Origin of the sequence: Pseudomonas sp. NFX1, from assembly GCF_051123555.1 — a bacterium.
Classification (GTDB): Bacteria; Pseudomonadota; Gammaproteobacteria; order Pseudomonadales; family Pseudomonadaceae; genus Aquipseudomonas; species Aquipseudomonas capeferrum.
In genome coordinates, this window is sequence record NZ_CP169366.1 from 2,173,815 (window position 1) to 2,187,837 (window position 14,023).

Sequence of the window (14,023 nt, forward strand, 5' to 3'; positions counted from 1 at the left end):
ACGCTCGGCTTACCCTGTACTACGGCTTCCCGCAAGCTGCCCCTCGATCCAGTCGATGAAGGCACGCACCTGGGGCCGCTTCAACTGCTCCTTGCGGGCGACCAGGTAGTAGGCAAAGCGTGACGGCCAGGGCCGATCCACGGCCACCACCAGGCTGCCGTCACGCAGCCCCTCCTCGGCATGCTGCGCCTGGACCAGGGCAATGCCTTGACCGCTCGCGGCCGCGCGCAGCAACAGCAGCTCCTCGTCAAAGCTCGGCCCGCGCCGGCTGCGGCTGTCAGGCTCGAAGCCGTGGGCCTGCAACCACAGCGTCCAGTCGACACGGTCGGCATCCTGCAGCAGCGGGTACTGCAGGCAATCTACGGGTTCATCCAGTGCCGGCCCACTGGCGAGCAGCGCCGGGCTGCAAACGGGTAGCAGCACGGGCGCCAGCAAAGGCATCGACTGCAGCCCCGGGTAATCGCCCAGGCCATGGCGCAGGGCAATGTCGACACGTTCGCGCTGCAGGTCGACCAGTGCCGCGGTGGCCTCGACACGAACCTCGATACCAGGGTGCAGCGCGCTGAAGCTACTGAGGCGCGGCACCAGCCAGCTGGACGCGAAGGAAGGTTGCGTGCTGATGGTGAGGGTGCTGGCCCGTGCCAAAGCTTCAAGGTCGAGCAAGGCGCTCTCGATTTCGCCGAAACCGCGCGAAACGCCGGGGTACAGGCCCGCCCCGGCCTCGGTGAGCTGCACGCCATGGCGGCTGCGTGTCAGCAGGGTGACGCCGAGGCGGTCCTCCAGCAGGCGAATCTGCTGGCTGATGGCCCCCGGGGTAACCCCCATGCGCTCGGCGGCCGCCTTCAGGCTGCCCAGGCGGGTGGTTTCGCTGAAGGCGCGCAAGGCAAGCAGTGGCAGAACGGCACCCATGGAACTCCTCGATTTAGAAAAACTAACGCTGGCGTAAGAAGCAATCGTTTTAGTATCGCGCTCGATCTGCATAGCATAGCGCTCAGGCCAAACAACTTGCGTTAGTTTTCCTGAGGTTATTCGACATGCATGATCCCTCACTGGTGCTGTACACCGACAGCTCGCCCAACGGCTTCAAAGCCACCATCGCTCTCGAAGAGATGGGCCTGCCCTACCGCCTGGAGCATGTTCGCATCGAGCACGGTGAGCATTTGCAACCAGGCTTTCTCGCGCTCAACCCGGCAGGCCGCATCCCGGTCTTGGTCGACCATGCTGCCAACATCGTGCTGTTCGAGTCTGCTGCCATCTTGCTGTACCTGGCACAGCTCAGCGGCCAATTGCTCGACCTCGCGCCGCAGCCGCGCTGGGCGGCGATCACCTGGTTGATGTACCACAGCGCCAGCATGGGGCCGCTGCTCGGCCAGCGCGTGCACTTCGAATGCTTCGAGGCCACGCCCAACCCTGCGGCGCTCAAGCGCTACCGCAGCCTTACCGAAGGCACCTTCAGCGTCCTCGACCAGCAGCTTGCCACCCAGCCATGGCTGGCCGGAGAGCGCTATTCGATCGCAGACATCGCGACCTTTGCCTGGCTGCACATCGCCGCCCTGGTGGGCTTCGACTTCAGCCCCCACCGCCACCTGACCCGCTGGTACCGCCAGGTCGAGCAACGCCCCGCCGTGCAACGGGGTATCCGCCTGCCCGCCCCGGCCACTGGCCCATGAAATCGCCCAACCAAGGAACGGCCATGAACCCTACAACCCCCACCTGCGGCGCCAACGCCAGCGCCTTCGCCCAGCACCCCGGCTACCGGCGCATGTTCGCGCCCGATCAACTGACCTTGGGCATCTTCATGCCGCTGCGTTTCTACGACGGCAACATGCAGGCACTGGCCGGGCAGGCACGGCTGGTCGGCGACATCGACCGCCTGGGCTTTGCCGCCGCCTGGGTGCGTGATGTGCCCTTGTTCGACCCGGCCTTCGGTGACGCCGGGCAGGTATTCGACCCGTTCACCTACCTGGCCTACCTGGCCGCGCAGACTCAGCGCATCGCCCTGGTGACCGGCAGCGCGATCTTCGCCTTGCGCCACCCGATCGACCTGGCCAAGGCCGCTGCCACCCTCGATACCCTGTCGGGTGGGCGCCTGGTGCTGGGCATCGCCTCGGGCGACCGGCCCGTGGAGTTTCCAGCCTATGGCTTGGACCACGACAGCCGCGGCGAGCGCTTTGCGCAAAGCGTGGACTACTTCCGGCAACTGTTGGCCGAGCACCCTGGGCCGATCCAGTCGCCGCTGGGCCAACTCGGCAGCGCCCGGTTGCTGCCAAGGCCAGTATCAGGGCGCATCCCATTGGTGGTGACCGGCTCGTCGCGACAAAGCCTGCAGTGGCTGGGCGAACACGCCGATGGCTGGCTCACCTACCCCGACGCCACCCATAACGTGCTTGGACCACGACGGTTGGCCGAAAAAATCCGCGCCTGGCGCGCAGCGATACCGGGCGGTGGTTTCCGCCCGCACATGACCAACGAATGGATCGACCTGGACGACGACCCGAACTTCCCGCGTACACCGCTGCAAGGCGGCTACGTGCTGCGCACAGGGCGCAACGGGTTGATCGACCTGCTCGGCGAATGGCGCGAGGCCGGGGTCAACCATGCAGCATTGGGGGTGCAGATGGCGCGGCGCCCGGCCCAGGACATCCTTCAGGAACTGGCAGAAGAGGTACTGCCGCTATTTCCGGCGCTGGCAGGGCCAGCACCGCATTCGCAGGACTGGTAGCGCGCTGCTCAGTTGCACAGTGGGTCGCGCAATGAATCGGCAATGTGCGTGTGCAGCGCATCGGCTGCGCGCGAACCTGCAGCGTCTCGGCTGCGGGGTATTGGCATGAGCAGCAGACACAAGTGACTTGCCTGACATCGAACTGCTGTGCGACTGGGGAGCTGTCAGCTTAGGGTCGAACGTGGCCAATCGCGAGTGGCTGCTTTCGACTTTCCAAACATCGCACAACGAGATCAGCTGCCTTGGCCAGCTATTTGCCCTGCCCCATTCTGCTCATCAAAATTGATCCTGTCTTAGGGCGCGATCCAACCCGCCTGCCAATGTTCGCCTTGCAGAATGAAGCGTGCCCGCTGGTGGATATCCTGGGTAAGGTCGAGCCACTCAATTTTTCTCAGGTGGACAGTCACTAACGCGAAGTTTTCGAAACCCTCCAGGTGCGTTTCATAGGCTGATGAAGGTGCAGAGATCGCCTCACCGGGGATGCTTCCATGGCGAAAGAGTGCTTGAGTTCTTCCTCGTGCCTGCTCCCAGTGCTTGGTAAGTAACGAAACATCCGACACAGGTTCACCTCGGCCTTCCATCCGCAGCTGAAGCTTGCCGGATGGGTCGACGGAGGTTATGCCGACTCTAGGTTCGGCAAGTATCTCCGCGCATTTTGCCGACCGCTTGTCCGCATAAAAGATGATCGACTGCGTAGATTCATCCGCATGGCGCAAGACCACGGTACTTACTTTTGGCTGCCCTTCAGTATTGACGGTTGCCAGTTGCATCAAGCGAAAGGGATTGGGAATACCGCCAACAGGTATAGATAAATCCGACCATACCTTGGTCAAGATCAGATCAAGCATGGCAATCGCCTAAAATTAAAAAGGGCCGCGAACGGGGTGCGGCCCGGAGGCTCAGACGCTGCGGGTAACACCGCCATCGACCTTGATGTTCTGGCCGGTAATGTAGGCTGCCCCTTCGCTCGCCAGGAAGGCGATAGTGGCGGCAATTTCCTCACTCGTGCCATAGCGCTTAAGTGGCACACCTTCTCGACGCTGCTCGGTAGCAGGGAGACTGTCGATCCAACCCGGCAGCACGTTATTAATGCGAATGTTGTCAGGGGCGTACTTGTCAGCAAAGATTTTGCTGAACGACGCCAAACCGGCACGGAAAACTGCGGAGGTAGGGAAGAGTTCGCTGGGTTCGAACACCCATGCAGTAGAAATGTTGATTATTGCACCGCCGTTCTGGCGCTGCATGTACGGCGTCACCAATCGCGTAGGACGAATGACGTTGAGCAGGTAGGTCTCCATACCCAGGTGCCAGTCATCGTCGCTGATCTCAAGGATCGGTGCCCGCGGGCCATGGCCGGCGCTGTTAACCAACACATCGATACGGCCCCATTTCTGAAAGACTGCATCAACGAGGCGCTGCAGATCTTCGTTTGACTGATTACTGCCGGTTACACCGATACCGCCTAACGCTTGCGCCAGGGCCTCCCCCTTGCCAGAGGAAGAAAGAATACCGACCTTGAAGCCGTCGGCAGCCAGTCTACGTGCTGCTGCCGCTCCCATGCCGCTACCACCGGCAGTGACTATTGCTACTTTTTCTACTGACATACATCCTCCTGAGTGAGGCGTGGATGGGTGGTTGGTGAATTGAGACTAGCACCGCTCAGCACCGTTCAGAGAGACAGCAACGCTTGTTAATGTCAGTAGATAATCTATAGCCTTGCCTGTTCAAGTAGCCATGTTCGGACGGCGGCCACCCGACAATTCAATGGAAAATTCAATAACCTGCCACGAAATGCATCCCCTGGCGTGTGGTCTGAACAGCCACTCTGCAAAGGATATGCACCATGTCCCTACGTATTGCACGCTGCTTGCTGATCCTGCCGTTGTTCGCGGGCTGCCAATATTTCCCCCATACCGATTACTTCATCGCGCCTGAAAACGAGCCCAATCCCGCCTGGATACGCATCGTCAACTTCACTCAGCATGCCGATATCTACCAATACGAAAACGGTGTGCGCTCGGGGCTCCGGATCGAAATTCATCGCATTTGACGAAGATATCTCCAGAAAAATTGGGTCGCCTAGTGTGGTGTTTCAGAAGTGCCAATGAAAATTACATGCCCAAGGCCCGTGCCGCACGGGCGATGGAGGCCAGGGTGTCCTCGGCTTTTTCAGGGGGGTTGTGAATGCCTGGAGCTTGTATTCGGGGCCACCAGGTGGCTGGCTTGGCATTTTCGGCGCCTATCAGATCGAGCGCCGCCCGCGCGGCGCATCGCGACGCAAGGCCGCTCCTACATTTGTTTCGGGCCAATTATTCCTGGGGCATTGGCGCGCGGCCCCTTGGTGCCCCCCTCAATATCGCGTCGTACAAACAAGGCGGTCGCGCGCAAATGCCACTGGCCTCACTGGCCCGAAACAAATGTAGGAGCGGCCTTGCGTCGCGATGCGCCGCGCGGGCGGCGCTCGATTTCCGCCCCACCTCCAAACCCAAGACAGGCACCTGGCCCCCATCACCCTATCTCCCGTCAAGCACATAGCAGCCCCACTCCCCAACATTCCGTGAAAATCCAACCCAACGCCGCCCATTATGCCCCCCACTAATTCCACTCAGTTTCAGGTGGCAGCGGACTGCCTCAACGTGCGACTCGACCCAGGCGTCTTACCCGTAACACGCTTGAACGCCCGACTGAACGCCGCCTGAGACGTATAGCCCAAACGCTGCGCGACCTCTTCAATCGGCACCCTTTCCAGCGTCAGCCACTGGCTGGCAAGCCGCATTCGTACTTCGGTGACGTAGCGCAGCGGGGTCATGCCAATCGTCAATTGAAAACGCTCCGCAAAGACCGAGCGGGACGTATTGCATTGCTCCGCCAACTGCTCGACGGTCCAGTCGCGGCCCGGTTGTTGATGCAGCGCCAGAAGTGCACCTGCCAGCCGCGGATCGCGCAGGGCGGCAACCAGGCCGGAGGCGTTGCCGCAGGCGCACTCGACCCAACCACGAACGACCATGGCGGCGACCACGTCGGCCAATCGCGCGAGGATGCCGGCGAAGCCGACGCGTGCGGCGCTGACCTCGCGCTCCATAGTGGTGAGAATAGGCACCAGCCCGGGGTAACGCTGGCCGCCGGCATCAATCAGCATCAAGCCCGGCATCAGCTTGCCAAGGCCATGGAGGCTGCCCAATTCGAACTCCATGCATCCACTGAACAAAAGCGTGGTCGGCATGGGGCCGGCATCGGTTCCGGTGGCAACCGCGCTGACGGTGTCGCCCAGAGGCTCGCCGCCCAGAAGGTCGATGTCCTGCACGGGCACGTGCGTATGCGAGAGCAATTGATGGGCCGCGCCATGGGAGATGAAGACGGCGTTACCGGCGCACAGCGCATACGTTGTCCCGTCTTCCATACGCAGCACCGCGTTGCCGACCGCCAGGAAGTGGAACCAGGCATGCCCGGGTTTGGCAGCGAAGCCCAAGCCGAAGGCCGGGCCCGCCTGGATACGCCGGTACTCGACACCGCGCAGGCGCATGCCGCGCAACAGCTCGTTGATGAGGTCGGAAGAAAGGGCAAATTGATCTGTCGACATTGCTCAGGTGTTTCAGTCAAAAAATTGAGTTTTTTGATCATAGATCATCCGGATTCTCGCGCCTAGACTACGGGTCGCAATTGAAGATTGGGAGATCCATGCAATGACTGACCTTGTATGCAATGCCGTACCCGACAGCCGTCCCGGCGCCGGGCCGGATGCAGAACCTGCAACCCCCGCGTGGATGGCCGTATTGTCGTTGGCCATGGGCGTGTTTGGCTTGCTGACCGCTGAGTACCTTCCGGCCAGCCTGTTGACGCCGATGGCGACCGAGCTGGGGGTGTCCGAAGCGCTGGCTGGCCAAGCGGTAACGGTGACAGCCGTGGTGGCGCTGTTCGCCGGCCTGTTGGTGCCAGGCCTGACTCGCAGTATCGATCGCCGCTGGGTGTTGCTGGGTTTTTCCACGTTGATGATCGCTTCCAATCTGTTGGTCGCCGTTTCCTCCAGTTTCGCGGTGCTGTTGTTGATGCGTATCTTGCTGGGCATCGCACTTGGCGGGTTTTGGAGCATGGCGGCGGCGGTGGCGATGCGCTTGGTGCCGGGGGCTTTGTTGCCGCGCGCGCTCTCGATCATTTTCAGCGGCATCGCCATCGGGACGGTGGTTGCGGTCCCGCTGGGTAGTTATCTGGGCGGGCTATATGGCTGGCGCAGCGCGTTCTTTGCAGCGGCGGCGGTGGGGGTGGTGACCTTGGCTTTCCAGTCACTCACACTGCCGAGCCTTGCGCCACGTCGGCCGGCACGCCTGCGCACGGTGCTTGAAGTGTTGCAGCGCCCAGGCATCGCTATGGGGATGTTCGGTTGTGTGCTGGTGCACAGCGGCCACTTTGCGATGTTCACGTATATTCGGCCATTCCTCGAAAGTACGAGCGGCATTGGCCCGCAGGGGCTGTCGCTGATGTTGCTGGGTTTTGGTGTGGCGAACTTTGTCGGCACATTGGTGGCCGGGTGGATGCTGACTCGTCACCCGTTGGCCACCCTGGTGTTGATGCCCGCGCTGGTGGGCGTTGCGGCACTGGCGCTGGTCCTGTTGCCGGCGTCGGTGCCAGGGCAAGCCGTACTGCTGGCGGTCTGGGGCCTGGCCTTTGGGGGTGTGCCGGTGGCGTGGTCGAACTGGGTCGCCAGCGCGGTCCCTGACCAGGCGGAAAGCGCCGGGGGCATGGTGGTAGCGTCTGTACAGTCGGCCATCGCCACAGGCGCAGCCGCGGGCGGGGCAATGTTCAGCCTCGGTGGCAGCGCAGGCGTATTCGTGGCGGCGGCCGTGCTGATGCTGCTGGCCGCGTTGCTGATTGCATTGCGTGTGCGAGTGCCTTCGGTAGATGGCACTGTACTGAACGGGTCGGCACTCCACCTGTGATTTAGCTCTCCAGGCGGCGCCGATCCGCTTCCAAACGGCTTAACCAATGCTGCAGCACCGGTAGCATGTGCGGGATTTATCAGCGCGGGAACAACAGCGTCACAGCAAAGCGAAAGCCCCACCCTTCTGGGCGATTATCCGGTGATTCGAGCCAGTAGCGCGGCCCAGCCTGGAGCGTGATGGGGTGGCCACCAACCTTTAGTAATTGGGTGACCATCAGGTTGATCGGAATCGCCCATTCTTTGGATTGCCAGTCGTAGGTTGATTCACTGTTGATGCCAAATGTGGTCAATGTGCTGTTCGTGTACGAAAGAAACGGCTGCATGAACGCCTGGTTGACCTTCTCCTTACCGTCTGCGGGGCTGCCCTCCAGCCCCCAGATATGGTTAGCCAGTATCCCGTGCGTCCAACCGTTGGATTGCTTCAAGGCTACCGCAGTCGGTCCGAGCCCCCATTGTTCAGTGCTCAGCACGTCGTTGCTGCCTGTTGGTATCAATAGCGCCGGCCCTGCGCCGAGTATCCAGCCACTGGCAGTGGGTTGTTTCGGTGAGAAGAAAAAGCTCTGGGTCACATCGCCCACGCCGGAGGTGTCTGCCGCGCCACCCAGGCCATGCTGGTCGATGACGGGCAGGATAGTCCTGGAGATCAGGTTCCAGTCATCATTCAGGCTGAAAGGCAGAACTGGCTGGATGTTGGTCAGGCTGCGCTTGCCATCGCCGCCTGGGCCCATTTTCTGGTCCCAGTTATATTGCACCGGCAAGCTGTACATGGCCGCAACCGGGTTCAGCGCTTTCTTGGCAAGCTCTGCCGAGTCTTCTGCTTGCCCTTGTCCGGCGTGCGCCAGCAAGGCAAGTGCATAAAGCGGGTAGCAGTTCCTGTTCAACAGTTTATCTCCCGTCAACTGACGCCACGTCGTTGTGACCGGACTGCGTATTCGGCTATCAGGCGTGATTTGATGATTAGTAAGATCTGAACGGTCATCGGGGCATCCTTAGTCCATCAAATCTTGGCATCAAATTCCGGTGCCCCCCCTGACGCACACCCACGGCAGGGGGGAGCTGCGGGCTACTTCTTCAGGGCCTGGAATGAACTGACCATGTCTTTCGCCCAACCATCGAGCACGGCACGTGCGTCCTTGGCCTGCATGATCTGCGAAGAATTGTCCAGTTCAGCGCCGGCACCTTTGCGTACCACTTCAGCCACCACCTCGTTGGAACTCCCGTCAAGGAATGCGGCCTCGGTGGCCACGCTGGTGTCTTGGTCGCGGATCCCCGTGGCCGTGCTGATGCCGGCCGCCACCAGCGCGATCGGGATCACCTCATACGGGCGCAGGCCCTTGGTTTTAGCACTCACCCCGGTGATTGCCGGGCGCACCACCAGTACACCGGGCCCGGGGCTCGTAGCCAGCGGCAGGGCCTTGGAAAACTGATTTTTCAACGCCTGATCGTAGTACTGGGTTATGCCTTGCAAGGTTTGCAGCGGAATCTTCGCGGTGGGTTGCGGCTTGGGGTAAAACTGGCTGGGTTCGACATACACGCTGGTAAATTGGTTGGCATCAATACCCGGCTTGATCCAGCGCGAGACCTCCGCGCCCGAGGGGGATTTGTCCTCCTTGAGTTTGCTGTAGTCCTTCAGGAAACCAGAGTATTGATCGGGCTCCACGTATTTGCTCGCACAGCCATGCAGTAACAGCGATGCGAGACAAACTGTTGCAATAAGCGACTTACTTTTCATGCAACTTCTCCTTCCACGTATAAGCATTGTCCAAGCATCAAAACCTTCAGAATCGCCAAGTGGCACCGCCACCGACGATGTGCAGGGCGGCGTTATCGAATGTGCCTGACAACGTGTCGCCGGAGCGTGCCTTGGTCTGCTCCACGTCCATGTCGCCGAGCCAGACCAGTGTGTAAGCCAAGTGCAGGTCCAGTCCTTCCTCAACCTGATAGTTCACCCCCGTTGCAAAGCGCCACGCCTCGCCCATCGGGTTGTCCACAGTACGATCCTTGTCATCCACGGCCGAGCTGTCATACCCCACCCCAAAACTCCAGCGCAGCTGGCGGGTCATCTGGTACTGGGCACCGACCGAGGCGTGCCAGGTGTCCTTGTACTTGCGATCGACCGTGCGGCTAACCCCGGCGGCATTGGCATCCACCTCGACGCCGATGTCACCGAACTCGCTCCAGTCCTGCCAACCCAGGCTTCCCAGCAATGTCCACTGCTCGTCTAGCTGGTGGGCCACGCTGAATGTCGCGGTCTGCGGCACGTTCATGTCCAGTTCCAGCGTGTCCACCGCCAGACGGTTGAGTGCGGCATTGATAAGAGGGTTATTGATGTCGCTGACGTGTGGGCTGTCCTCGAACTCCAGCTTCACCTTGCTGGTGTAGGCCAGGCCAATGCGTGTGCGGGGGCCGAGCTGGTAAAGCAGGCCCAGGTTCACGCCAATGCCGAAGTCGGTGTCCTTGTATTCAAGCTGGCCGTCGGGGCGCTCGACCAACCCTAGCAGGCTGTTGTTGATGGCCATCTCGGTGCGGTAATAGCCGAGCATCATGCGTGGGCCGATGCCGACAGTAAGGTCATCGGTAAACTTGTAAGCAAAGGTAGGTTGGAACGAGACGCCAATCACCGCCGATTCCTGGGTGAAGTAGCGCCCGGCCCAGTCGTCGTCGTAGTCCAGCGCCAAACCGAAGTTACCGTACATGCCGAACCCGATGGCTGAGCGGTCATCGAGCTGGTGGCTGATGAACAAGCTGGCGCCTGGCAGGTACTGCAGAGCGTTACCGCCCTCGTTGCCATCGAACTGGTTGCTACTGTCACGTGAGTAGCGCAGGTCGCCCAAGATGACCTGGGCGTTGGCGCTGATCTGCGTGCCGGGCAGCAGGGCGATGCCTGCGGGGTTGGTCATCAACACACTGGGGTCGGTGGCGAGCGCAGCCGAGCCAGCATTGGCCAGGCCGTTACTTTCCTGGCCGGCTTCATAAATGAAGATGCCTCCGGCTGACACGTTGGTGCTGTGAACAAACAACAGAATAAAGGTTGCAGGCAGCCACCCTTTGGCGTGATCCATTCGATTCGTCATGGTCATAATCCCTGACTCCACACTTTAGAAAGAGCAGGACACCGATGGCTCGATGTCCTGCTTGACGCAACCTGCGCCAAGGGAGCAATCAAGGTGTAACGATCGGGAACCAGAAGTCGAAGTTGTCCATGTAGCTCATCAGCTCCTCAAGTTTGCCTTCGGCACCCTCGACTTTCACGTCACCTGCGCTCACCGCGTCCTTGAGCGTGGTTTCCTTGAGCATCAGTTTGTTCAAGGTGTCGCGCGTCAGGCTGACCGTGGCGTCGGCTTTCTCGGCTTGCGAGCCTTCGGTGTGGTTGAGCACGCCATTGACCATTTCCACCAGGTATTTCTGCTTGAGGTCGGTGAAGTCGAAGTTCAGGGTGATGTGCTTGTCTTCGACCTCAGGCCCTTTGAGGCGCATGGCCAGGTAGTCGAAGAACAGGTCAAGGTCCATCGCCCGCACCGTATCGGGGCTGGCGGTGTCTGGCGTCGGCAACTGTTTCACGCCTTCGCGCAATTCCTTGGCACCGGTGAGGTAGAAGTTGCGCCAGGGTCCACTTTCGGCCTGGTAACCCAACTGCTCGAGTGTGTCGGCTTGCAGGTTCTTCGCTGCCTGGTTGTTCGGGTCGGCGAAGACCACTTTGTTGACCACCTCGGCTACCCAGCGGTAGTCGCCCTTGTCGTAGTACTCCTTGGCCTTCTTCAGCACCGCATCGGCGCCGCCCATCATCTCGACGTAGCGCTTGGACGAGTCTTCAGGCGGCAACTCATGCAGCGTCGCCGGGTTGCCGATGAACCAGCCCATGTACAGCACATAGGTGGCCTTGACGTTGTGGTTCAAAGACCCGTAATACCCACGGTTGGAGAAGCGCGAAGCGATCGATTTCGGCAGTTTCACCTGCTCGGCAATCTCGGTCATGGTCAGGCCCTTGTTGGCCAGGCGCAGGGTTTCATCGTTGATGTAGCGGTACATGTCCCGCTGCGACGACAGTTGCTCCTTGACCTCCTTGTTGCCCCACACCGGCCAGTGGTGCATGGCATACATGACCTGGACGTCGTTGCCCCACATCTTCAGCGCTTGGTTGAGGTACTTGGACCATGGCAACGGCTCGCGGATCTTCGCACCGCGCAGTGAGTAGGTGTTGTGCATGGTATGGGTGGAGTCTTCGGCGGTGTTGAGCGCTTTTTTCTCGTGGATGTAATAGAGCATCTCGGCTGGCGCCTCACTGCCCGGCGCGTAGAGGAACTCGTAGGTCAAGCCGTCGATGGTGCGCTTCTCACCGGTTTTCTCGATGATGTCGGTCGGCGGGATCAGGGTGACGGTACCGGCGGAAGTCGTGGTCCCCAACCCTGCACCCAGTTGGCCCGTTTCATTCGGCGGCAGCAGGTTGCCGTACATGTAACTGGCCCGGCGGCTCATGGCGGTACCGGCCATCACGTTCTCGGCAACGGCGTGTTCCAGGAAGCCTTTGGGGGCATAAACCTTGACCTTGCCTGCCTTGACATCCTTCTCGTCGATCACACCACGAACACCGCCGTAATGGTCGACGTGACTGTGGGTGTAGATCACTGCGACCACAGGCTTTTTCGGTCGATGCTGATAGTAGAGGTCGAGTGCGGCCTTGGCAGTTTCCGCCGAAATCAACGGGTCAAAGATGGTGATGCCTTCCTTGCCCTCGACGATGGTCATGTTCGACAAGTCGTAGTTGCGCACCTGATAGATGCCATCGGTGACTTCGAACAGGCCGGAAATATTGATCAGCTGTGACTGCCGCCAGAGGCTGGGGTTGGTGGAAGCCGGGGCGGCCTCGCCTTCCTTGATGAAGTTGTACTTGGCCGGGTCCCAGATCAGGTTGCCCGAGGCGCCCTTGATCGGCTCTTTCGGCAAAGGGGCGATAAACCCTTTGTGAGCCAGTTCGAAGGAGGTCTTGTCGTTGAACGGCAGTTCCTTGAGCAATGCATCGTTGGCATCTTTAGTTGCTGCTGTTGCCGGTTTCGCTTTTTCTTCAGCCCACGCCTGTGAGGCCATACTGATGGCTGCGGCTAAAAAGAAAGTAGAACTGAGTTTCCAGACTTTGCCCACCGAGGCAGTGCGGCCTGGGTTACAGAAAGCTTCTACGAACACAGTCATTGCCAGCTCCTTTTTAACAATGCGCTGTACCGGTTCGGCAACTGCCAGCTAGGGTTTCATATCGCTTAGAGAGAGTAGACGCGGGTGAGAAATTTTCCTCTTAATGTAAGAAACCCGATCAAATGCGGCTGACAGCTTCATGATCACCAACGGTAGCCGTAGCCAGGGCGGCCGGGGCCGAGGTTGCCTTGGGCGAACTCGGCATAGGTCAGGCGCGCCTGGCAGTCCGCCACGGCAATGTGATCAGGCCAGTAGCGGACACTTCGGGTAATGATCGTTGCAAGGTTCACGTTCGACAGGAAGACATCGACGATGCTTAGCGTCAGACGCTCTGGGGCATCTCACCTTGCTGCAGTCGCGCTTCGATATCGGCGATCACTCCCGGCAACTCGGCAATGGTATCGATCAGGTAGTGCGGCCGTGCGCCCTCGAATATCTGGCCAATGCGCGTGCGCGCCTGCTCAAGTTCTGCCTCCGGCAGTGCCTTGTACTGTTCGTATGTCAGGCCAAGCGCATTGCCCGAGCAGGTCAGGGCAACCGTCCACATTCCAGCACTGCGGCCTTCGAGGATCCCGGGCCAGGTGTCGTCGACCTTGACGCATGCGGCCACGTCACTGATCCCCAAGGCAATGACGTTGGCCAAGGATTGCGCCGGATAGGGGCGCCCGTTCGGCACCTCATCGGTAGCGACCACATGATCGGCCACGTAGCCTTTGGTCCTGGCCAGCGCCACCACTTTATCCATTACCACTGCCGGATAGCCGGAGCATGAGCCGATTTTCAGGTCCTTTGCGCGCAATTGCTCGATGGCCTCCAGAGCCCCCGGGATCAACGCCGAGTGCTCGGCGATTTTCTCGATCTGCAATGGCATGAAGCGTTCGTAGATGGCGGTCACATCGTTGTCGGTGGGCGTGCGGCCGAACGCAAGCCGATAGCGCTCGGCGATGGTCGGCAGGTCGCACAGCGTGCGGATATGGTCCCACTTGCCCATGCCCATTGGGCCGCGGGCTTCTTCCAGGCTGACTTGCACGCCGAACTCGGCGAAGGCTTCAACGAAGATCTGGGTCGGTGCAAATGAGCCAAAGTCCACCACGGTGCCGGCCCAATCGAGAATCACGGCCTGCAGTTGCTTGGGTTGCTGATAGTTCATGACATTGCTCCTTGAGTGAAAAAGCGAT

Annotated in this window: 14 protein-coding genes; 4 read left to right on the forward strand and 10 right to left on the reverse strand. The window is 60.4% G+C overall.

The window, feature by feature from the left end; all coding sequences use genetic code 11:
* Positions 1–9: 9 nt before the first annotated feature.
* The gene (locus DJ563_RS09455) at positions 10–909 is read right to left on the reverse strand and encodes a LysR substrate-binding domain-containing protein (RefSeq protein WP_434519355.1); all 900 of its coding nucleotides are present in this window, start codon (positions 907–909) and stop codon (positions 10–12) included.
* A gap of 125 nt (positions 910–1,034) precedes the next feature.
* Between DJ563_RS09455 and DJ563_RS09460 the strand changes: the two genes are divergently transcribed.
* Positions 1,035–1,670 carry a glutathione S-transferase family protein gene (locus DJ563_RS09460; RefSeq protein WP_434519356.1) on the forward strand — a complete coding sequence of 212 codons (636 nt, stop codon included), beginning with the start codon at positions 1,035–1,037 and terminating at the stop codon, positions 1,668–1,670.
* Between the two features lie 23 nt (positions 1,671–1,693).
* Positions 1,694–2,722 (forward strand): LLM class oxidoreductase, encoded by a 1,029-nt coding sequence (locus tag DJ563_RS09465; protein WP_047583416.1) that lies wholly within the window; start codon positions 1,694–1,696, stop codon positions 2,720–2,722.
* A gap of 293 nt (positions 2,723–3,015) precedes the next feature.
* Here the strand turns inward: DJ563_RS09465 and DJ563_RS09470 are convergent, their stop codons facing one another.
* Both DJ563_RS09470 and DJ563_RS09475 read right to left on the reverse strand, forming a co-directional pair.
* Positions 3,016–3,570 (reverse strand): pyridoxamine 5'-phosphate oxidase family protein, encoded by a 555-nt coding sequence (locus DJ563_RS09470; RefSeq protein WP_434519357.1) that lies wholly within the window; start codon positions 3,568–3,570, stop codon positions 3,016–3,018.
* A gap of 51 nt (positions 3,571–3,621) precedes the next feature.
* On the reverse strand, positions 3,622–4,326 hold the full coding sequence (locus DJ563_RS09475; RefSeq protein WP_434519358.1) for an SDR family oxidoreductase: 705 nt from the start codon (positions 4,324–4,326) through the stop codon (positions 3,622–3,624).
* A 239-nt stretch (positions 4,327–4,565) separates the two neighbouring features.
* On the opposite strand from DJ563_RS09475, the gene DJ563_RS09480 reads away from it, so the two are divergent.
* Entirely contained in the window at positions 4,566–4,772 is a 207-nt protein-coding gene (locus DJ563_RS09480; protein WP_434519359.1) for a hypothetical protein, read from the forward strand.
* Positions 4,773–5,333: 561 nt separating this feature from the next.
* On the opposite strand, the gene DJ563_RS09485 is transcribed toward DJ563_RS09480, so the two are convergent.
* Positions 5,334–6,302, reverse strand: coding sequence for an AraC family transcriptional regulator (locus DJ563_RS09485; RefSeq protein ID WP_434519360.1), 969 nt, complete (start codon positions 6,300–6,302; stop codon positions 5,334–5,336).
* 103 nt (positions 6,303–6,405) lie between these two features.
* Here DJ563_RS09485 and DJ563_RS09490 point away from each other — a divergent pair, with 103 nt between their 5' ends.
* Positions 6,406–7,656, forward strand: a complete 1,251-nt coding sequence (locus tag DJ563_RS09490; protein WP_274099894.1) for an MFS transporter — start codon at positions 6,406–6,408, stop codon at positions 7,654–7,656.
* Between the two features lie 79 nt (positions 7,657–7,735).
* Here the strand turns inward: DJ563_RS09490 and DJ563_RS09495 are convergent, their stop codons facing one another.
* From DJ563_RS09495 to phnX, 6 genes are all read right to left on the reverse strand, one after another.
* Positions 7,736–8,503 (reverse strand): transporter, encoded by a 768-nt coding sequence (locus tag DJ563_RS09495; RefSeq protein WP_434519711.1) that lies wholly within the window; start codon positions 8,501–8,503, stop codon positions 7,736–7,738.
* A 218-nt stretch (positions 8,504–8,721) separates the two neighbouring features.
* On the reverse strand, positions 8,722–9,390 hold the full coding sequence (locus tag DJ563_RS09500; RefSeq protein WP_410927302.1) for a DUF3313 domain-containing protein: 669 nt from the start codon (positions 9,388–9,390) through the stop codon (positions 8,722–8,724).
* A gap of 46 nt (positions 9,391–9,436) precedes the next feature.
* Positions 9,437–10,738, reverse strand: coding sequence for an OmpP1/FadL family transporter (locus DJ563_RS09505; RefSeq protein ID WP_434519361.1), 1,302 nt, complete (start codon positions 10,736–10,738; stop codon positions 9,437–9,439).
* Between the two features lie 82 nt (positions 10,739–10,820).
* Positions 10,821–12,743: an alkyl/aryl-sulfatase gene (locus DJ563_RS09510; RefSeq protein WP_434519362.1), complete on the reverse strand. Its 1,923-nt coding sequence runs from the start codon at positions 12,741–12,743 to the stop codon at positions 10,821–10,823.
* 245 nt (positions 12,744–12,988) lie between these two features.
* Complete coding sequence (locus tag DJ563_RS09515) at positions 12,989–13,135, reverse strand: hypothetical protein (RefSeq protein WP_274099900.1); 147 nt, start codon at positions 13,133–13,135, stop codon at positions 12,989–12,991.
* A 32-nt stretch (positions 13,136–13,167) separates the two neighbouring features.
* On the reverse strand, positions 13,168–13,995 hold the full coding sequence (gene phnX / locus DJ563_RS09520; protein WP_434519363.1) for a phosphonoacetaldehyde hydrolase: 828 nt from the start codon (positions 13,993–13,995) through the stop codon (positions 13,168–13,170).
* Positions 13,996–14,023: the final 28 nt, after the last annotated feature.

What these genes read in the sequence shown, in the direction of transcription:
- DJ563_RS09455 (WP_434519355.1), bottom strand. Translation starts at nt 909, where the DNA reads ATGGGTGCCGTTCTGCCACTGCTTGCCTTGCGCGCCTTCAGCGAAACC.
- DJ563_RS09460 (WP_434519356.1), top strand. Translation starts at nt 1,035, where the DNA reads ATGCATGATCCCTCACTGGTGCTGTACACCGACAGCTCGCCCAACGGC.
- DJ563_RS09465 (WP_047583416.1), top strand. Translation starts at nt 1,694, where the DNA reads ATGAACCCTACAACCCCCACCTGCGGCGCCAACGCCAGCGCCTTCGCC.
- DJ563_RS09470 (WP_434519357.1), bottom strand. Translation starts at nt 3,570, where the DNA reads ATGCTTGATCTGATCTTGACCAAGGTATGGTCGGATTTATCTATACCT.
- DJ563_RS09475 (WP_434519358.1), bottom strand. Translation starts at nt 4,326, where the DNA reads ATGTCAGTAGAAAAAGTAGCAATAGTCACTGCCGGTGGTAGCGGCATG.
- DJ563_RS09480 (WP_434519359.1), top strand. Translation starts at nt 4,566, where the DNA reads ATGTCCCTACGTATTGCACGCTGCTTGCTGATCCTGCCGTTGTTCGCG.
- DJ563_RS09485 (WP_434519360.1), bottom strand. Translation starts at nt 6,302, where the DNA reads ATGTCGACAGATCAATTTGCCCTTTCTTCCGACCTCATCAACGAGCTG.
- DJ563_RS09490 (WP_274099894.1), top strand. Translation starts at nt 6,406, where the DNA reads ATGACTGACCTTGTATGCAATGCCGTACCCGACAGCCGTCCCGGCGCC.
- DJ563_RS09500 (WP_410927302.1), bottom strand. Translation starts at nt 9,390, where the DNA reads ATGAAAAGTAAGTCGCTTATTGCAACAGTTTGTCTCGCATCGCTGTTA.
- DJ563_RS09505 (WP_434519361.1), bottom strand. Translation starts at nt 10,738, where the DNA reads ATGACCATGACGAATCGAATGGATCACGCCAAAGGGTGGCTGCCTGCA.
- DJ563_RS09510 (WP_434519362.1), bottom strand. Translation starts at nt 12,743, where the DNA reads ATGGCCTCACAGGCGTGGGCTGAAGAAAAAGCGAAACCGGCAACAGCA.
- phnX (WP_434519363.1), bottom strand. Translation starts at nt 13,995, where the DNA reads ATGAACTATCAGCAACCCAAGCAACTGCAGGCCGTGATTCTCGATTGG.